The 16,403-nt window shown below is 57.8% G+C and carries 16 protein-coding genes and 1 riboswitch; of the genes, 7 read left to right on the top strand and 9 right to left on the bottom strand.

Annotated features, from left to right (window positions below):
• Positions 1–55 precede the first annotated feature (55 nt).
• A riboswitch (guanidine-I (ykkC/yxkD leader) is annotated at positions 56–150 on the bottom strand.
• Between the two features lie 41 nt (positions 151–191).
• A complete protein-coding gene (locus AFK62_RS22945; protein ID WP_161602031.1) occupies positions 192–338 on the bottom strand; it encodes a hypothetical protein in 147 nt (48 codons plus the stop codon).
• Between the two features lie 262 nt (positions 339–600).
• Between AFK62_RS22945 and AFK62_RS19215 the strand changes: the two genes are divergently transcribed.
• Positions 601–1,311 carry a DUF3053 domain-containing protein gene (locus tag AFK62_RS19215; protein WP_007680626.1) on the top strand — a complete coding sequence of 237 codons (711 nt, stop codon included), beginning with the start codon at positions 601–603 and terminating at the stop codon, positions 1,309–1,311.
• Positions 1,312–1,339: 28 nt separating this feature from the next.
• Here the strand turns inward: AFK62_RS19215 and ghrB are convergent, their stop codons facing one another.
• The 5 genes from ghrB to AFK62_RS19190 all read right to left on the bottom strand — a co-directional run bounded on the left by ghrB (position 1,340) and on the right by AFK62_RS19190 (position 6,696).
• Positions 1,340–2,317: a glyoxylate/hydroxypyruvate reductase GhrB gene (gene ghrB / locus AFK62_RS19210; protein WP_007680625.1), complete on the bottom strand. Its 978-nt coding sequence runs from the start codon at positions 2,315–2,317 to the stop codon at positions 1,340–1,342.
• 69 nt (positions 2,318–2,386) lie between these two features.
• On the bottom strand, positions 2,387–3,664 hold the full coding sequence (locus AFK62_RS19205) for an MFS transporter (RefSeq protein WP_053532086.1): 1,278 nt from the start codon (positions 3,662–3,664) through the stop codon (positions 2,387–2,389).
• Between the two features lie 209 nt (positions 3,665–3,873).
• Complete coding sequence (locus AFK62_RS19200; RefSeq protein WP_007680610.1) at positions 3,874–4,812, bottom strand: sugar kinase; 939 nt, start codon at positions 4,810–4,812, stop codon at positions 3,874–3,876.
• A gap of 2 nt (positions 4,813–4,814) precedes the next feature.
• Positions 4,815–5,564 carry a sugar phosphate isomerase/epimerase family protein gene (locus AFK62_RS19195; protein WP_007680606.1) on the bottom strand — a complete coding sequence of 250 codons (750 nt, stop codon included), beginning with the start codon at positions 5,562–5,564 and terminating at the stop codon, positions 4,815–4,817.
• Between the two features lie 112 nt (positions 5,565–5,676).
• Positions 5,677–6,696: a LacI family DNA-binding transcriptional regulator gene (locus tag AFK62_RS19190; RefSeq protein WP_007680589.1), complete on the bottom strand. Its 1,020-nt coding sequence runs from the start codon at positions 6,694–6,696 to the stop codon at positions 5,677–5,679.
• Positions 6,697–6,905: 209 nt separating this feature from the next.
• Here AFK62_RS19190 and zinT point away from each other — a divergent pair, with 209 nt between their 5' ends.
• A complete protein-coding gene (gene zinT / locus AFK62_RS19185) occupies positions 6,906–7,544 on the top strand; it encodes a metal-binding protein ZinT (protein WP_007680578.1) in 639 nt (212 codons plus the stop codon).
• Between the two features lie 47 nt (positions 7,545–7,591).
• Here the strand turns inward: zinT and AFK62_RS19180 are convergent, their stop codons facing one another.
• Positions 7,592–8,254, bottom strand: coding sequence for an OmpA family lipoprotein (locus AFK62_RS19180; protein ID WP_007680574.1), 663 nt, complete (start codon positions 8,252–8,254; stop codon positions 7,592–7,594).
• 179 nt (positions 8,255–8,433) lie between these two features.
• Between AFK62_RS19180 and AFK62_RS19175 the strand changes: the two genes are divergently transcribed.
• On the top strand, positions 8,434–10,767 hold the full coding sequence (locus tag AFK62_RS19175) for a molybdopterin guanine dinucleotide-containing S/N-oxide reductase (RefSeq protein WP_053532085.1): 2,334 nt from the start codon (positions 8,434–8,436) through the stop codon (positions 10,765–10,767).
• On the opposite strand, the gene AFK62_RS19170 is transcribed toward AFK62_RS19175, so the two are convergent.
• Both AFK62_RS19170 and AFK62_RS19165 read right to left on the bottom strand, forming a co-directional pair.
• Entirely contained in the window at positions 10,745–11,176 is a 432-nt protein-coding gene (locus AFK62_RS19170) for an N-acetyltransferase (protein WP_007680568.1), read from the bottom strand. The two genes, AFK62_RS19175 and AFK62_RS19170, sit on opposite strands and share 23 nt — an antisense overlap.
• Entirely contained in the window at positions 11,173–11,736 is a 564-nt protein-coding gene (locus AFK62_RS19165; RefSeq protein WP_007680566.1) for a DNA-3-methyladenine glycosylase I, read from the bottom strand. The genes AFK62_RS19170 and AFK62_RS19165 overlap by 4 nt, the downstream gene beginning before the upstream one ends.
• Positions 11,737–11,890: 154 nt before the next feature.
• On the opposite strand from AFK62_RS19165, the gene AFK62_RS19160 reads away from it, so the two are divergent.
• The 4 genes from AFK62_RS19160 (at position 11,891) to eptB (ending at position 16,331) form a co-directional block, all read left to right on the top strand.
• Positions 11,891–12,529: a hypothetical protein gene (locus tag AFK62_RS19160; RefSeq protein WP_007680564.1), complete on the top strand. Its 639-nt coding sequence runs from the start codon at positions 11,891–11,893 to the stop codon at positions 12,527–12,529.
• A 156-nt stretch (positions 12,530–12,685) separates the two neighbouring features.
• Positions 12,686–13,888 (top strand): L-lactate MFS transporter, encoded by a 1,203-nt coding sequence (locus AFK62_RS19155; protein ID WP_007680561.1) that lies wholly within the window; start codon positions 12,686–12,688, stop codon positions 13,886–13,888.
• 121 nt (positions 13,889–14,009) lie between these two features.
• Entirely contained in the window at positions 14,010–14,441 is a 432-nt protein-coding gene (locus AFK62_RS19150) for an organic hydroperoxide resistance protein (RefSeq protein ID WP_007680559.1), read from the top strand.
• Between the two features lie 210 nt (positions 14,442–14,651).
• Positions 14,652–16,331, top strand: coding sequence for a kdo(2)-lipid A phosphoethanolamine 7''-transferase (eptB, locus tag AFK62_RS19145; RefSeq protein ID WP_032984888.1), 1,680 nt, complete (start codon positions 14,652–14,654; stop codon positions 16,329–16,331).
• Positions 16,332–16,403 lie beyond the last annotated feature (72 nt).

The following is a 16,403-nucleotide window of genomic DNA, read 5'->3' as shown; positions in this document are numbered from 1 at the left end:
GTTCCTCTGACGTTGCGTTGATAAATGGCAGGAGGACGGCGCGTGGTGTCGCTTATCCTCCCGGGCTTTTATCCCGCCGTGTAACCGCCAGAGGGCGGTCGATCACTCTCGGACCAGCGTCTTGCGACCGGAACCCTAGTGATCCATTGCAAATTGTCTGGCGACACCGATTGTCGGTGGTCACCCCTGCATCAGAGATATAGCAAGGCCCATGCCAGAACAGTGTTTTTCTTTAATGTTTTGTTTTTACGTTGATTTTTGATGGTGAGGTTTTTACCGGAATGCGCGATGCGCGAAAAAGGCGCCCCGCCAGGGCGCGCTGCACCGTCGTGGCGCATGGCGCGCAACCGTCGCGATAGGGTTTGTGAAAGCGGGTGTTCATGCCTTTTCTGAAAAGGATCGAATCACGTTCTGGTACGCAGGCGAGGCGCCGTAAAATGCATCCCGGCGGCCCTTTTTTACGTCAGGCGCGCGGCCTTCTGCATAATCGCTTATGTGGCGCAATAAAGGGTATCCTGCGCGGCGCGTCTGAACTATCCTTGTGGGCGTTGAAGCACACTGGCAGTGGTGTGCGCCTTGATGAGTGAAAGGAGCAAAAAAATGGCGACAGGTAAGTCCTGCTCTCGCTGGTTCGCGCCGCTGGCGGCGTTGTTAATGGTATTCAGCCTGAGCGGGTGTTTTGATAAAGAGGGCGACCAGCGTAAAGCGTTCGTCGATTTCCTGCAAAACACGGTAATGCGTAGCGGCGAACGTCTGCCGACGCTGACTGCCGATCAGAAAAAACAGTTCGGTCCGTTTGTGTCCGACTATGCCATCCTTTATAGCTACTCTTCGCAGGTGAACCAGGCGATGGACGCAGCCATCCGCCCGGTAGTGGATAGCGTAAACAGCATTCGCGTGCCGCAGGATTACATGAACCAGCGCGAAGCGCTGCGTCAGGCAAACGGCTCGCTCGGCGTGATGAGCCAGCAATTGCAGAACGCGAAAATGCAGGCCGACAGCTCTCGCTCTTCGCTGAAACAGGCCGATGACCTGAAACCGGTGTTTGATAAGGCTTATGAAAAGGTTGTAACCGGCCCGGCTAACGCCCTGCAACCGCTCATCCCGGCGGCGCAGACCTTCACACAGCAGCTGGTGCAGGTTGGCGATTTCATCGCTCAGCAAGGCACGCAGGTCGGTTTTACCGCAAACGGCATTCAGTTCCCGACCTCGCAGCAGGCCAGCCAGTATAACACGCTGATTGGACCGCTTGCCGGCCAGCATCAGGCCTTCATCGAAGCCTACACCGCCGCGACCAACGCGATGCAGTGAAAAAAAACGGCTCTTACGAGCCGTTTTTTTATTTCTTCACCACCTGCGGATTCACACAGTTCTGCGATACGTCGCCGTTAAGCGCGTTGATAAGGTTATCGACGGCGCAGGCGGCCATGTTGTAGCGCGTCTCATGCGTGGCGGAGCCGATATGCGGCAGCGCGACCACGTTTTTCAGCGAGAGCAGCGGCGAATCCTTAGGCAGCGGCTCCTGTTCAAACACATCCAGACCCGCGGCGTGGATCTCACCACTCTGCAGCGCGCTGATTAATGCGTTTTCGTCCACCACCGGCCCGCGGCCCGCGTTGATGAAAATGGCGGATTTTTTCATTTTGCGGAACTGTTCTGCGCCAATCATATGATGCGTCTCATCGGTGAGCGGCAGGATCACGCAGACAAAATCTGACTCTGCCAGCAGCGTATCGATATCGCAGTAGCGCGCGTTAAAACGTTCTTCGGCTTCGCTGTGGTGACGGCGCGCATTGTAGAGAATCGGCATGTTAAAGCCGAAATGCGCACGCTGCGCCAGCGCCAGGCCAATACGGCCCATGCCGATGATGCCAAGTGTTTTATGGTGCACGTCAATGCCGAACCAGTCCGGGCCAATGCTGCCCGTCCATTCGCCCGCTTTCACGCGATCGGCCACTTCCAGCGCGCGACGCGCGGTAGTGAGCACCAATGTCATGAGCGTATCGGCGACGGTTTCGGTGAGCACGGTGGGGGTGTGCATCAGCGCTATCTGTTTAGCGTTTAGCGCGTCGACGTCGAAATTGTCATACCCCACGGAAACCGTCGAGGTGGCGCGCAGCGCTGGCATTTTCTCAAGCAGCGCGGCGTCCACTTTTTCGCTGGAACCCAGCAGTCCCTGCGCCTGGCTAAACGCCTGCGCATGTGCCGCCACGGTCTGCGGGCTCAGGTCTGACACGCGAGTCACGCTGAAATGGCTCTCCAGGCGGGCAAGCAAATCATCGGGCAGGGATTTATAGAGAATGACGGACGGCTTCATGCAGGTCTCCAGCGTTGTACAAAAAAGAAAGAATAGACAAGCGGACGGCATTACGCCGCCCGCTGCGTGTTACGCGTGGCGCCCCACCGGCAGCGCCTGGCTGGCGGTCGGTTTGACAATTAAAGTGAGCCACACGGAGACGAAAAGCGCCACCCCCATAAAAATGTACGAGGCGGACGGGTTGCCGGTCGCGCCGTTGAGATAACCCACGACCCACGAGCCCACGAAGGAACCGAGCGCGCCCATGCTGTTGATAAGCGCCATTGCGCCGCCTGCCACATTCTTCGGCAGCATCTCCGGGATAATCGCGAAGAACGGGCCGTACGGGGCATACATCGCGGCACCCGCAATCACCAGGAGCGCATAAGAGGCCCAGAAGTGGTTTGCGCCAAGCGCCCAGGAGCCGATAAACGCCAGCCCGCCTATCAGCAGCAGCGGCCAGACGAAGAGTTTACGGTTCTGCATTTTATCGGAGGCCCAGGAGACGATAATCATCGCGATAGTCGCGGCCAGGTAAGGTACGGCAGAGAGCCAGCCCACTTCGACCATACCCATGTTTTCGCTGCCGCTGCGAATGATGGACGGTAGCCACAGCACGAAACCGTACACCCCGATGCTCCACGCAAAATATTGCGCGCACAGCAGAATGACATTGCGTGAGCGAAAGGCTTCGCCGTAGTTGCGCACCGCTTTAATGCCTTCCTGCTCTTTATCGAGTTGCGCCTGTAACGCCGCTTTCTCGTCATCCGCGAGCCATTTGACCTGGGTGGGTTTGTCTTTTACCAGCATCCACCAGCAGAAGGCCCAAATCACTGCCGGAACCCCTTCGATGATAAACATTTCACGCCAGCCGAAGGCCTGGATCAGATAGCCGGAGACGACCGACATCCACAGCACGGTGACCGGGTTACCAAGGATGAGGAACGTGTTGGCGCGCGAGCGTTCTGACTTCGTAAACCAGTTGCTGATGTAAATCAGCATGGCGGGCATGACGGCGGCCTCTACGACCCCAAGAATAAAGCGGATTGCCGCGAGCATGGGGATGTTGCTGACGATGCCGGTCAGCGACGCGCAGCCGCCCCACAGGATCAGGCAGATGAAAATGAGCTTACGCACGCTACGGCGCTCGGCATAGATGGCGCCAGGGATCTGGAAGAAGAAGTAGCCCAGAAAGAACAGGGCGCCGAGCAGCGACGAGATGCCTTTGGTGATGCCGAGATCGTCATTGATGCCCGCCGCCGAGGCAAAGCTAAAGTTTGCGCGGTCGAGGTACGCCAGGCTGTACGTGATAAACACGATTGGCATGATGTACAACCAGCGTTTTGGAGCGTTAGTCGGACTTTTCATCGTATGCCCTCTATGGTTGAGGTGGAGGCGTCTCGTCGGTGTAGGGGACGACGGAAGCTATTGATACTGTTTATTTTGTCGGGTGAGGCGTTTTTGCCCTCACTCCGGCCCTCTCCCAAAGAGGCGAGGGGGAAATCGTTTATTGCAAAAACCTATCTGCAACTACCGGGTGTTCTCCCTCTCCCTTTCAGGGAGAGGGCTTGAGTGAATTACTCACCAAGCTGCGCGCGGGTTGGTAACCCTTCGCTGTCACCCTGCACCTGAATGGCCAGTGCGCCAATCTTATTGCCGCGGGTTGCGGCCTGATGCAGCGTTTTGCCTTCCAGCAGCGCGCTGATTACGCCTACCGCAAAGCCGTCGCCCGCGCCCACCGTATCGACTACGTTGTCTACTTTTACAGCCTCGACGGTGCCCTGTTCGCCGCTGGCGGTTTGATACCAGGCGCCATCTGCGCCGGTTTTGATCACCACCGCTTTCACGCCGCGTGACAGATAGAAATCCGCGATACCTTCCGGGTGCTGCTGTCCGGTCAGAATGTGGCCCTCTTTGAGGCCCGGCAGTACCCAGTCGGCCAGCGTGGCGAGGTGATTCAGCTTCTCGACCATTTCCGCCTCGCTCTTCCACAGCACCGGGCGCAGATTCGGATCAAACGAGATAGTTTTGCCCTGCGTTTTCATGGCGCGCGCCGCATGATCCAGCAATTCATAAGATGAGCCGGAAAGCGCCGCTGCGACGCCGCTCAGGTGCAGATGACGCGCGCTGTAAAACAGCGGTGCGTTAAAATCTTCACCGCTCAGATGGCTGGCGGCAGAACCTTTGCGGAAATACTCCACGCTGGGATCGGTTCCATCTGTCACTTTCGATTTCAGCTGAAACCCGGTCGGGAACCGGTCATCGATCGTCACGCCGCGGGTGGAAATGCCTTCTTTTTCCAGCTGGCTTAATACAAAGCGGCCAAACGAATCATTACCGACGCGGCTGACCCAGCTCACGTTCAATCCCAGGCGTGCAAGGCCGGTGGCGACGTTTAGCTCCGCGCCCGCCACACGTTTGAAAAAGTGCTCAACCTGCGCAAGATCGCCAGGTTCTGTCGCGACGAACATTGCCATCGCTTCGCCAATCGTGATGACATCCAGCGGCTGTTCCATATTCACTCCTCTCGCAGCAGGTTGACGTAATGACGGGTCACGGCGGTTAAGTCGCGCCCTTCCAGCGGAAACTCAATCCCGCGCGGCGCGTCTGACGGCAGCATTTCCAGCAATGTGCGCCAGCGCGCGTCAGCGTCATCGAGCGCAATGGCGCGGTAATGGTAATGATGCGCCGTCGCGGCCTTCACATGGATATAGCTCACACCTGCGCGGAGCGCGCGGGCGGCGTCTTCTGGCACATCATCCACCCACAGCCAGTTGGCCATGTCGAATGTCAGACGGATCGGCAGATTGAGCGTTTTGCTGGCGGCGAGGAAACGGCGCATGGGTTCAAGGCGGCCGCACGCGGTTTGATCGTTTTCCACGACCAGCGCGACGTCAGAGAGCGCCAGCAACCCGGCGAGTGGTTCTGCCTGATGAGCATGACTAAAATGCCCGAGCGAGAGTTTGAGCCAGCGGGCATTGAGTTCATGGGCTTCCGCCAGCAGCGCAGGCAGGCGCGCGTTGATTTTGCCATCGTGCTCAAACAGCGGCTCCGGGGCTGAATAACAGGCGGTGAGCTGATGATGGGCAATCGCCTGCGCCAGCGCGGGCAGGGTGTCCAGTTCGGCGGGATCAAGCAGTTCACGGCGGATCTCCACGCCGTCAGCCCCCGCTTCGGCGATGATCGGCAGGACGGATCGCTGGCCGCCCAGCGCCTTGATTTTGTCGTTACCGTAAGCGGCGGTGACGACGATAATTTCTCTCTCCATTAACTTCTCCGGAGTGGTTACATCTACATAACATAGTTATTACGCTAGATGGAACCGGTTCCAAAGAGAAGTCCAGGAAGGTGAATTTATGATCGGGGTCACGAACCGTCGTTCAGCGCGCCGTGGAGCCGCGCACGATAAGTTCGCCTGAGAAAACCTGCTCGCGCACCGTCTGCGCTTGTCCCTCGATGCGCTTCACGACCTGCTCCAGCGCCGCGTAACCAATTTGCCAGGTCGGTTGTTTGAGCGTGGTGATCCCGACACCCGCAAGCTCCGCCCACTCCAGCTCGTCAAAGCCGAGCAGGCCAATATCTGCGCCCCAGTTAAGCCCAATGCGTTTGAGCGACCGCGCCACCTGTAGCGTCAGCGCGCCGTTGGCGGAAATCACGGCTTTACGCATCCCGCGGTAGCGCGTGTGGAAATGGCGCAGCGTGTTGTCGAGATGGTCAGCCTCATGCAGCGGCGTTTCGGCGTTTTCCGCGATAACGCCCGGATAACGGGCCGCGGCGGCGCGAAAGGCGGTGAGGCGCTCGCGGCGGGTGTTCACGGTACCCAGCGGCTCGCTTAAAAAGAGCAGCGCTTCAAAGCCTTGTTCTATCAGGTGCTCGGTGGCGGTGGTCGCCGCCTGGGTGTTATCAAGCCCCACGACATCGCATGCGAAATCGGAAATTTTACGGTCGATAAGCACCATCGGCAGCGCCGACTGCTGAAGCCGGTTTAGCCCCTCTTCGCGCATTCCCACCGCGTTGACGACAATGCCTTCCACCTGATAACTGCGCAGCAAATCCAGGTAATGCAGCTCCTGATCCAGTTCGTTATTCGTGTTACAGACCAGGGGCGTAAAGCCTTTTTCCCGGCAGGCGGCTTCGATGCCGCTCAGGACATTCACTGAGTAGGGGTTGGTGATGTCGGCGATGATAAGGCCGATAAGCCGGGTACGACCACGCTTCAGGCCGCGCGCCATCTGGTTTGGCCGGTAATCGAGTTGCGTGATGGCCTGCTCAATGCGTGCCAGCAGAGCCTCGGAAAGCAAATGCTTTTCGCCGTTCAGGTAGCGCGAGACGCTGGTTTTACCGGTTTTCGCGGCGCGGGCGACGTCACTAATGGTCGGGCGGGACGCTTTTGGGGTCATGAGACTTCCTTCTCGGGCTAAAACGCCGGTGGGGCAGGTAACGGTTTTTATTATTAGATGATTTGTATCGCCGCCGTAAAGCGGGCGTTGGTCTGGCGCGCATTATCCCTGCTCATGTCATGGTTGGCATCATGATTTTGTAGCGGTGTTTTTAATTATGTTATAACGTATCAATTAGTAACCAACGCCGACACAGGAGAGTGAATACAATGAAGAAGTTAGCCTTATTACTGGGAATGGGGCTTCTGCTTACGGGCACCCAAAGCTTCGCGCACGGCCATCACCACGGTAAGCCGTTGACAGAAACGGAACGTAAAGCCAGCGAAGGGGTGTTTGACGATAAAGACGTAAAAGACCGCGCGCTGAGCGACTGGGACGGCGTCTGGCAGTCGCTGAACCCGTATCTGCTGAACGGCGATTTAGATTCGGTGCTGGCGAAAAAAGCGCAAGCGGGCGACAAAACCGTCGAGGAATATCGGGCGTATTACAAAAAGGGATATGCCACGGATGTTGAAATGATCGGTATTGAAAATAACGTGATGGAGTTTCACGTGGGTGAGACCGTGAGCAGCTGCGAATATAAATATAACGGCTATAAGATCCTGCATTACACCTCGGGTAAGAAAGGCGTTCGTTATCTCTTTGAATGCACCGATAGCGCGTCAAAAGCGCCGAAATTCGTGCAATTTAGCGATCACACCATCGCGCCGCGCGCGTCTGCGCATTTTCATCTCTACATGGGCAATACGTCACAGGAGGCATTGTTAAAAGAGATGGATAACTGGCCGACGTATTATCCGTATCAGTTAAGCAAAGCGCAGATTGTCGATGAGATGCTGCACCACTAAATCCTGAAGTGGCCTCATCGGGCGCCACCCGATGAGGCACTGGCCCGTTACTGTAACGGGCTGAGGGTGATTTCCACGCGACGGTTCTGCGCTTTACCCTCTTCGGTGCTGTTGCTGGCAATCGGGTTTGCCGGGCCCATACCGCCGGTGCGGATGCGGTTGGCGGCGACGCCCTGGGTGATGAGCGCGCTGGCGACACTGTCTGCACGCTGTTGCGACAGTTTCATGTTCAGCGCCTGACCGCCGGTGCTGTCGGTGTAGCCCACCACATTCACTGCGGTTTTCGGATACTCTTTCAGTACCATCGCCACGCCTGTCAGGGTATTCGCGCCCGCCGGTTTCAGGTTCGCCTGATTACTGTCGAAGGTCACATTATTGGGCATATTCAGGATGATGTTATCGCCGCTGCGGGTCACGCTGACGCCGGTGCCCTGCGTTTTTTCGCGCAGTTTCGCTTCCTGTACGTCCATGTAGTAACCCACGCCGCCGCCAAGCGCGGCACCTGCCGCCGCGCCAATCAGTGCGCCTTTGCCGCGATCTTTTTTCGATGAAGAGAGCGCGCCGACGCCTGCGCCGACCAGCGATCCGAGACCTGCGCCGATACCGGATTTACCCGCCTCACGTTCGCCGGTGTAAGGGTTAGTGGTGCAGCCCGAAATAACCAGTGCGCCGCTGACAATCGCGGCCACTAACATGATGCGTTTTTTCATCGCATATCCTTATTCAATTTAATTCTGGTTCGCCTGGAGTGGCGGAGGTTGATTATGCCGGGGGAATATGATGAAAATTCCGGGAAGTGTTCCGATTTTCTCATGAATAACGAATCGAGCGGCGACAAAGTAACCATACTCACGCCGCCTCATCTGCAAACGCCAGTCAGGAGCCCGTTTTGGCTAACCCATCTGCTGTAAAACGCATCGTCACCGCCGCCCACTGGGGACCTATGGTTGTTGAGACCGACGGTGAAACTGTTTTCTCCTCCGGGGGCGCGCTGCCGACGCGTCACCCCAACTCCCTGCAAACTGCCGTGCCGGATCAGGTGCACAGCAAGGCGCGCGTGCGCTACCCGATGGCGCGTAAAGGATTTCTCGCCTCGCCGGACAGCCCGCAGGGCGTGCGCGGCCAGGATGAGTTTGTGCGTATCAGCTGGGACGAGGCACTGCGTCTGATTGACCAGCAGCACCGGCGCATCCGTGAAAGCTACGGCCCGTCGTCGATTTTCGCGGGCTCTTACGGCTGGCGCTCCAACGGCGTGCTGCATAAAGCCGCGACGCTGCTGCAACGCTACATGAGCCTTGCGGGCGGCTATACCGGCCATCTGGGGGATTACTCCACCGGCGCGGCACAGGTGATCATGCCTTACGTGGTTGGGGGCAACGAGGTCTATCAACAGCAAACCAGCTGGCCGCTGGTGCTGGAGCACAGCGATGTGGTGGTACTGTGGAGCGCCAACCCGCTTAACACGTTGAAAATCGCCTGGAACGCCTCTGACGAACAGGGCATCGGCTATTTTGAGCAATTAAAAGAGAGCGGTAAAACGCTCATCTGCATCAACCCGATGCGCCCGGAAACCGCCGATTTCTTTGGCGAACGGATGAGATGGATTGCTCCGCACATGGGCACCGACGTGGCGCTGATGCTCGGTATCGCCCATACGCTTGTGGAAAACGGCTGGCAGGATTCGGCGTTTCTTGACGCCTGCACGCATGGTTACGCGCAGTTTGCGGCATACCTGACGGGCGAGCGCGACGGCACGCCGAAAGACGCCGAGTGGGCGGCGGCGATTTGCGGCGTGGATGCGACGACTATCCGCGAGCTGGCAGCGCTTTTCAGCCAGCACCGCACCATGCTGATGGCGGGCTGGGGCATGCAGCGTCAGCAGTATGGCGAGCAGAAACACTGGATGCTGGTGACGCTCGCGGCCATGCTTGGCCAGATTGGCCTGCCGGGCGGCGGCTTTGGGCTATCGTATCACTTCGCCAACGGCGGTAATCCGACGCGCCGCGCTGCGGTGCTGGCCTCAATGCAGGGCTCGGTTGAAGGCGGCATTGACGCGGTGGATAAAATTCCGGTCGCACGCATTGTCGAGGCGCTGGAAAATCCCGGCTGCGAGTATCCGCACAACGGTCAGTCGCGCGTTTTCCCGGATATTCGCTTTATCTGGTGGGCGGGCGGCGCGAACTTTACGCACCATCAGGAGACGCATCGCCTGATTCAGGCGTGGCAGAAGCCGGAACTGGTGGTGATTTCCGAATGCTTCTGGACCGCGGCGGCGAAGCATGCCGATATCGTGCTGCCCGTGACCACCTCTTTTGAGCGCAACGACATGACCATGACCGGCGACTACAGCAACCAGCATATGGTGCCGATGAAGCAGGTGGTGGTGCCGCAATACGAAGCACGTAACGATTTTGATATTTTCGCCGAGCTTAGCGAGCGCTGGGAAACCGGCGGGCGGGCGCGCTTTACCGAAGGCAAAAGCGAGCTGGAATGGCTGGAAACTTTTTATAACATCGCCCGCGAGCGCGGTGCAGCGCAGCAGGTGACGCTGCCGGATTTCGCCGATTTCTGGGCGGCGAACGCTATTCTGGAGATGCCGGAAAACCCGAAAAATGCCGAATTTGTTCGCTTTGGCGCGTTTCGTGCCGATCCGGCGGCCAATCCGCTCAGTACGCCAAGCGGGAAAATTGAGATCTATTCCGAACGCATCGCACGCTTCGGGTACGCCGATTGCCCGCCGCACCCGACCTGGCTTGAACCAGACGAGTGGCATGGCAACGCGCAGCCCGATGAACTGCAACTGCTCTCGTCCCATCCGGCGCACCGTCTGCACAGTCAGCTTAACTATTCGGCGCTGCGTGAGCGTTACGCGGTTGCCGGACGCGAGCCGGTGACGCTGCATCCTGACGATGCGCGCGAGCGGGGCATCAATGATGGCGATCTGGTGCGTATATGGAACGACCGCGGCCAGGTGCTGGCGGGCGCAGTGGTGACTGATGGGATTAAGCCTGGCGTTATCTGTCTGCATCAGGGCGCGTGGCCTGATTTCGACTGGAGCCGCGAAGGGCTTTGCAAAAATGGCGCGGTCAACGTGCTGACGCGCGATATTCCAACCTCGCGGCTCGGCAACGGCTGCGCGGCTAACTCGTCGCTGGTTCGCCTTGAAAAATACGAAGGGCCTGCGCCAGACGTGACGGCGTTTAATCCGCCTGCCAGCGCATAATCCACGTCGGGTGGCGGGTCTCTGCCTGCCACGCGCTTTCCTCAATACGAAATCCCCGGGCGTGATAGAAATGCACCGCCCGGGTGTTTTTCTGATAGACCTCAAGACTCAGGGTGTCGTACTGCGACTGCACATGCGTAATCAGCGCCGTGCCGATGCCTTTTCCTGCACAGGCGGGCGCCACGAACAGCGCGCCGATAAATTTCTCCTCCATCACGCTGATAAACCCGCGCAGCGTGTGACCCTCTTCTTCCACCCACGTACAGGCGCCGGGCAGATAGACGTCGCGTACCACCGGCAGGCTGGCGCGCCAGTACTCAGGGCGGATGAACGGATGCCCGGCGGTGGTGCTGTTAAGCCACAGCGCCAGCACGCGTTCCCGATCGGCAGGCTGCTGCGCGCGGATCACGAGCGCTGCTCCGGGTGAAACGCGCAGCCGGCGAGATGATCGTTCACCAGCCCGCAGGCCTGCATGAAGGCGTAACAAATGGTTGGACCAACGAACTTAAAGCCACGCTTTTTCAGCGCCTTCGAGAGCGCCTGGGCTTCAGGCGTGGTGACCGGCACCCCGGCAAGCGTGGCGGGCGAGTTCACCCTCGGCGTGCCGCCGACGAACGACCAGACAAACGCCGAGAAGTCTTCTCCCTGGGCCTGCATCGCAAGGTACGCCCGCGCGTTGGCGATTATCGCCTCGATTTTTCCGCGGTGGCGGATAATGCCGGGGTCCAGAACCAGCGCATCGACCGTTTCCGGGCGCATTCGGGCGACGGCGTTTGGGTCAAAATGATGGAAACAGCGGCGGTAGTGCTCGCGTTTTTTCAGGACGGTTATCCATGACAACCCCGCCTGCTGGCCTTCAAGGCAGATCATCTCAAACAATTTTTGGTTATCTTTTTGAGGCTTGCCCCACTCTTCATCGTGGTAGGCGAGATAAAGCGGATCCTGAGTGACCCAACCGCAACGTTCCATCCTGCATTCCCTCATTGTAATAGACACCATAGCGATATTCCGAAGCGGCTTGACGTAGCGAATAAAGAGACAATAGTTAATGCAGGGTTACTCGCAAATCCGCTTATAACGCAAATAAAAACGGCCGGACCCGGCTCTCTTCTGGAGTCGCTTGATGATGATAATAATCTCTGGACGCCATGCGTTTCGACGCGCGGCGGTGTTTTTGTGGTCTCTGGTTTTTACGCAGTCGGCACACGCCTGGCAACAGGAATATATCGCTGTTGACCCGCAAAGCAACACGTCTGAACGCTATACGTGGGACAGCGATCGCACACCGAGTTATGAAGAAATTCTGGCCGAACGGGTGGCGCAAACGCAGCGAAACGATGCTGCCATGATTGCCATACCAGGAGGGCTGAACCTGTCATTGCCGCTGCCGGTCGTCGCGCGCCCGGTGGCAGGCTTGCGGCGCGAGGTCAATGGCCCCGCCTGGCAGGAGCCCCCGGTGAGCGGGGACGACGCCTACTGGCACGCGAGCGTCGGCTCGCTCGGCTGGCGGCTGGATTCCCGCATCGGCGCGTTTCGCCCGTGGGCGCAGGTGAGCTATAACCAGCAACACGGCGATCCGCTCTGGAATATGCAACCGCTGCTGCCAACCAGTCAGTATGGCTCATGGATGGACGTATCGTTTGGTGCCGATATGCCCATTAACAAACATGTCGCGGCCTGGGCGTCGTTCTCCCAGGCGGAAGGGCGGCTTAGCGAAAACGACGCGCAAATGTACAACCTCGGGCTGAGCGCGACGTTTTAGGGCGGGACTTTCCCGCCCGTTCAAGGCCATCCATGCCTTTTTTCATGCCGTTCATTCCGCGCCAGCGGCATCTCATGCCGTTTTCCCCCGGAAAAGTAGGGGTTTCGCTATCGTTGCTGGTAGTGAAGCTTTCTTCTTTTCTTTGGGATAACAACCATGATTACCTCCATTCAACAGCGTACCCGGTGGCTCACTCTGGTGGGCACCATTGTTACCCAGTTCGCGCTGGGATCGGTTTATACCTGGAGTCTGTTTAACGGCGCGCTCTCGCAGAAGCTCGACGAGCCGGTAAGCCAGGTGGCGTTCTCCTTCGGGCTATTGAGCCTGGGGCTGGCGCTATCGTCCTCAGTGGCCGGTAAGTTGCAGGAGCGTTTTGGCGTGAAACGCGTCACTATCGCCTCCGGCGTGCTGCTGGGACTGGGCCTGGTATTAACGGCGCACGCCAGTAACCTCATGATGCTCTGGCTGAGTGCCGGCGTGCTGGTGGGGCTTGCGGACGGCGCGGGTTATCTGTTGACGCTCTCTAACTGCGTGAAATGGTTCCCGGAACGCAAAGGGCTTATCTCCGCGTTTTCCATCGGCTCGTATGGCCTCGGCAGCCTGGGCTTTAAGTTCATCGACAGCCATCTGCTGACGTCTGTCGGGCTGGAACATACGTTTATTATCTGGGGCGCAGTGGTGATGGTGATGATAATCGGCGGTGCGCTGCTGATGAAAGACGCGCCGAATCAACCTGCGCGCACCGGCAACGATGCCCGTGAAGGCGACTACAGCCTCGCTGAGTCGATGCGTAAACCGCAATACTGGATGCTGGCGCTGATGTTCTTAACCGCCTGCATGAGCGGACTGTATGTGATTGGCGTGGCAAAAGATATCGCGCAGGGCATGGTACGCCTCGACGCCGCTACCGCCGCCAACGCCGTGACCGTGATTTCTGTAGCCAACCTGGCGGGGCGTCTGGTGCTCGGGATCCTCTCTGACAAAATGCCGCGTATTCGCGTGATTACACTGGGCCAGGTGGTCTCGCTGGTCGGTATGGCGGCGCTGCTTTTCGCCCCGCTTAACGAGGTCACGTTCTTTGCCGCCATCGCCTGTGTCGCGTTTAACTTCGGCGGCACGATCACGGTGTACCCGTCCCTGGTCAGTGACTTCTTCGGGCTGAACAATCTTGCGAAAAACTACGGTGTGATTTACCTCGGCTTTGGTATCGGCAGCATCTTTGGCTCGATTATCGCCTCGTTGTTCGGCGGCTTTTACGTCACCTTCTGCGTTATCTTCGCGCTGTTGATTGTGTCGCTTGCGATCTCCACCACGATTCGCCAGCCGCGCCGCGAAACGTGGGAACACGCCCGCGCCTGATCCTTCCTGCGCCGTTGCATTCTGCGGCGGCGCGGTTTCCCCGATTGTTCTCACTTTCTCCCCAGTTCGCCCAGACGTTCTATGCTTATTAGCTGTGATTGCCAACACAAAGGAGAATAAGATGTCCTTAGAGAAAGTGGTTTATCGCGCAAAAGCGAAAGCAACGGGCGGCCGTGATGGCCGGGCGACTTCTGATGACGGCGTGCTGGACGTAAAACTGGGCGTGCCGAAAGAAATGGGCGGCCAGGGCGGTGAAGTGACCAACCCGGAACAGCTCTTTGCGGCGGGCTACTCAGCCTGCTTCCTGGGCGCGCTGAAACATGTCGCGTCGCAGGAGAAAAAGAAAGTGCCGCAGGAGGCATTTATCGAAGGTCAGGTGGGGATTGGCCCATTGCCGACCGGCTTCGGGATTGAAGCGCAGCTGGATATTCATTTGCCGGGCATGGACCGTGCAGAAGCCGAAGAACTGGTGCAGAAAGCACATATCGTCTGCCCTTACTCTAACGCCACGCGCGGCAATATCGACGTGAAGCTGAACGTGATTACTGAGTAATCATTTCCTGCTGTAAAATGCGGTTCCGGCCTCAATTTTTTGTAAAGGCGGCCGGAACCGCTCTATTAGCCCGCACTTTTTTAAACTCCTGTGGTCTACTACTCCGCGTCTGAGTTAAGAATCTCCTGATTCCCTCGCGTCTATTACGTACATCTTCTTTTTCATTTTTTGGGTAAAGGGCTTTCGCAGCGTTTTGCCTGGGCGGCTTGCATGAAATACATCCTTTCGATGACGCAGCAGAAACTGAGTTTTCTGTTGGCGGTATACATCGGTCTGTTTTTTAACTGCGCGGTGCTATACCGCCGTTTTGACGGTTATGCGCAGGATCTTACCTGGGTTAATGCGGTATCGATGGTCGTCGAACTGGTTGCTACCGTGCTGGTAACCTTCTTCCTGTTGCGCGTGCTGTCGCTGTTAGGGCGACGCGTCTGGCGCGTGCTGACAACCCTGGTTGTGCTGTTCTCCGCAGCGGCCAGCTATTACATGACGTTTTTGAACGTCGTGATTGGCTACGGGATTATCGCCTCGGTCATGACGACCGATATCGACCTGTCTAAAGAAGTTGTCGGCTGGCAGTTTATCGTCTGGATGGTGCTGGTGTGCATCGTGCCGCTGACGCTTATCTGGGGCAACCGCTGCCGCGACACATTACTGCGCCAGTTGCGCACCCGCGATCAGCGTGTGAAAAGCGCGGCGGTAGTGATCGTAGCGGGCCTGCTGGTCTGGGCGCCGATTCGTCTGCTCGATTTGCAGCAGAAAAACGAAGAGCGCACGTCGGGCGTTGATATGCCGAGCTACGGCGGCGTGGTGGCGAACTCGTATTTGCCATCGAACTGGCTTTCCGCGCTGGGGTTGTACGCCTGGGCGCAGGTGGATGAATCAAGCGATAATAAATCGCTGCTCAACCCGGCTAAAAAGTTTACCTGGCAGGCACCGCAGGGCATTGATGATACCTATGTGGTGTTTATCATCGGCGAAACCACGCGCTGGGATCATATGGGCATGCTCGGCTATGACCGCGATACGACGCCGAAACTCGCGCAGGAGAAAAACCTGGCCGCATTCCGCGGCGAATCGTGCGATACCGCCACTAAACTTTCACTGCGCTGCATGTTTGTGCGTGAAGGCGGCGCGGAAGATAACCCGCAGCGGACTTTGAAAGAGCAGAACGTTTTTGCGGTGCTCAAGCAACTGGGCTTTAGCTCGGATCTGTATGCGATGCAGAGCGAGATGTGGTTCTACAGCAACACGATGGCGGACAACATCGCCTACCGTGAGCAAATTGGCGCCGAGCCGCGCAACCGCGGCAAGCAGGTGGATGATATGTTGCTGGTCGAGGAGATGAAAAACTCGCTGACCAACCACGAAAAGGGTAAGCACTTAATCATTCTGCACACGAAAGGCTCACACTATAACTATGTGCAGCGCTACCCTCGCAGCTTTGCGCGCTGGCAGCCGGAGTGCATGGGTGTCGATTCAAGCTGTAGCCGTCAGGAACTGATCAACGCGTATGACAACTCGGTGTTGTATGTCGACAGCTTTATCTCGGATGTGATTGACCAGGTGCGTAACAAGAAAGCGATTGTGTTTTACGCCGCCGATCACGGCGAGTCGATCAATGAGCGAGAGCATCTGCACGGCACGCCGCGCAATATTGCGCCGCCGGAGCAGTTCCGCGTACCGATGATGGTCTGGATGTCTGACGGCTATCTGGCAGACCCGCAGCACGCACAGGCGTTCGCACAGCTCAAGCTGGAGGCGCAGCAGAAGCGTCCGCATCGCCACGTGGAATTGTTCGACACCATTATGGGTTGCCTCGGTTATCAGTCGCCGGACGGCGGTATCAACCAGAACAACAACTGGTGCCATGTTCCTTCTGCCGCAAAATAGCCATATCGCTGGCTTTTCAGGCGATCGAGCGGCTTTTTTAACGTAAGGGATTGACGAGAATTAGGGTGCGCA

The organism is Cronobacter condimenti 1330, assembly GCF_001277255.1.
Taxonomy (GTDB): Bacteria; Pseudomonadota; Gammaproteobacteria; order Enterobacterales; family Enterobacteriaceae; genus Cronobacter; species Cronobacter condimenti.
Note: the sequence above shows the minus strand (reverse complement) of the source record. Positions and strands in the feature narration are given on the sequence as shown.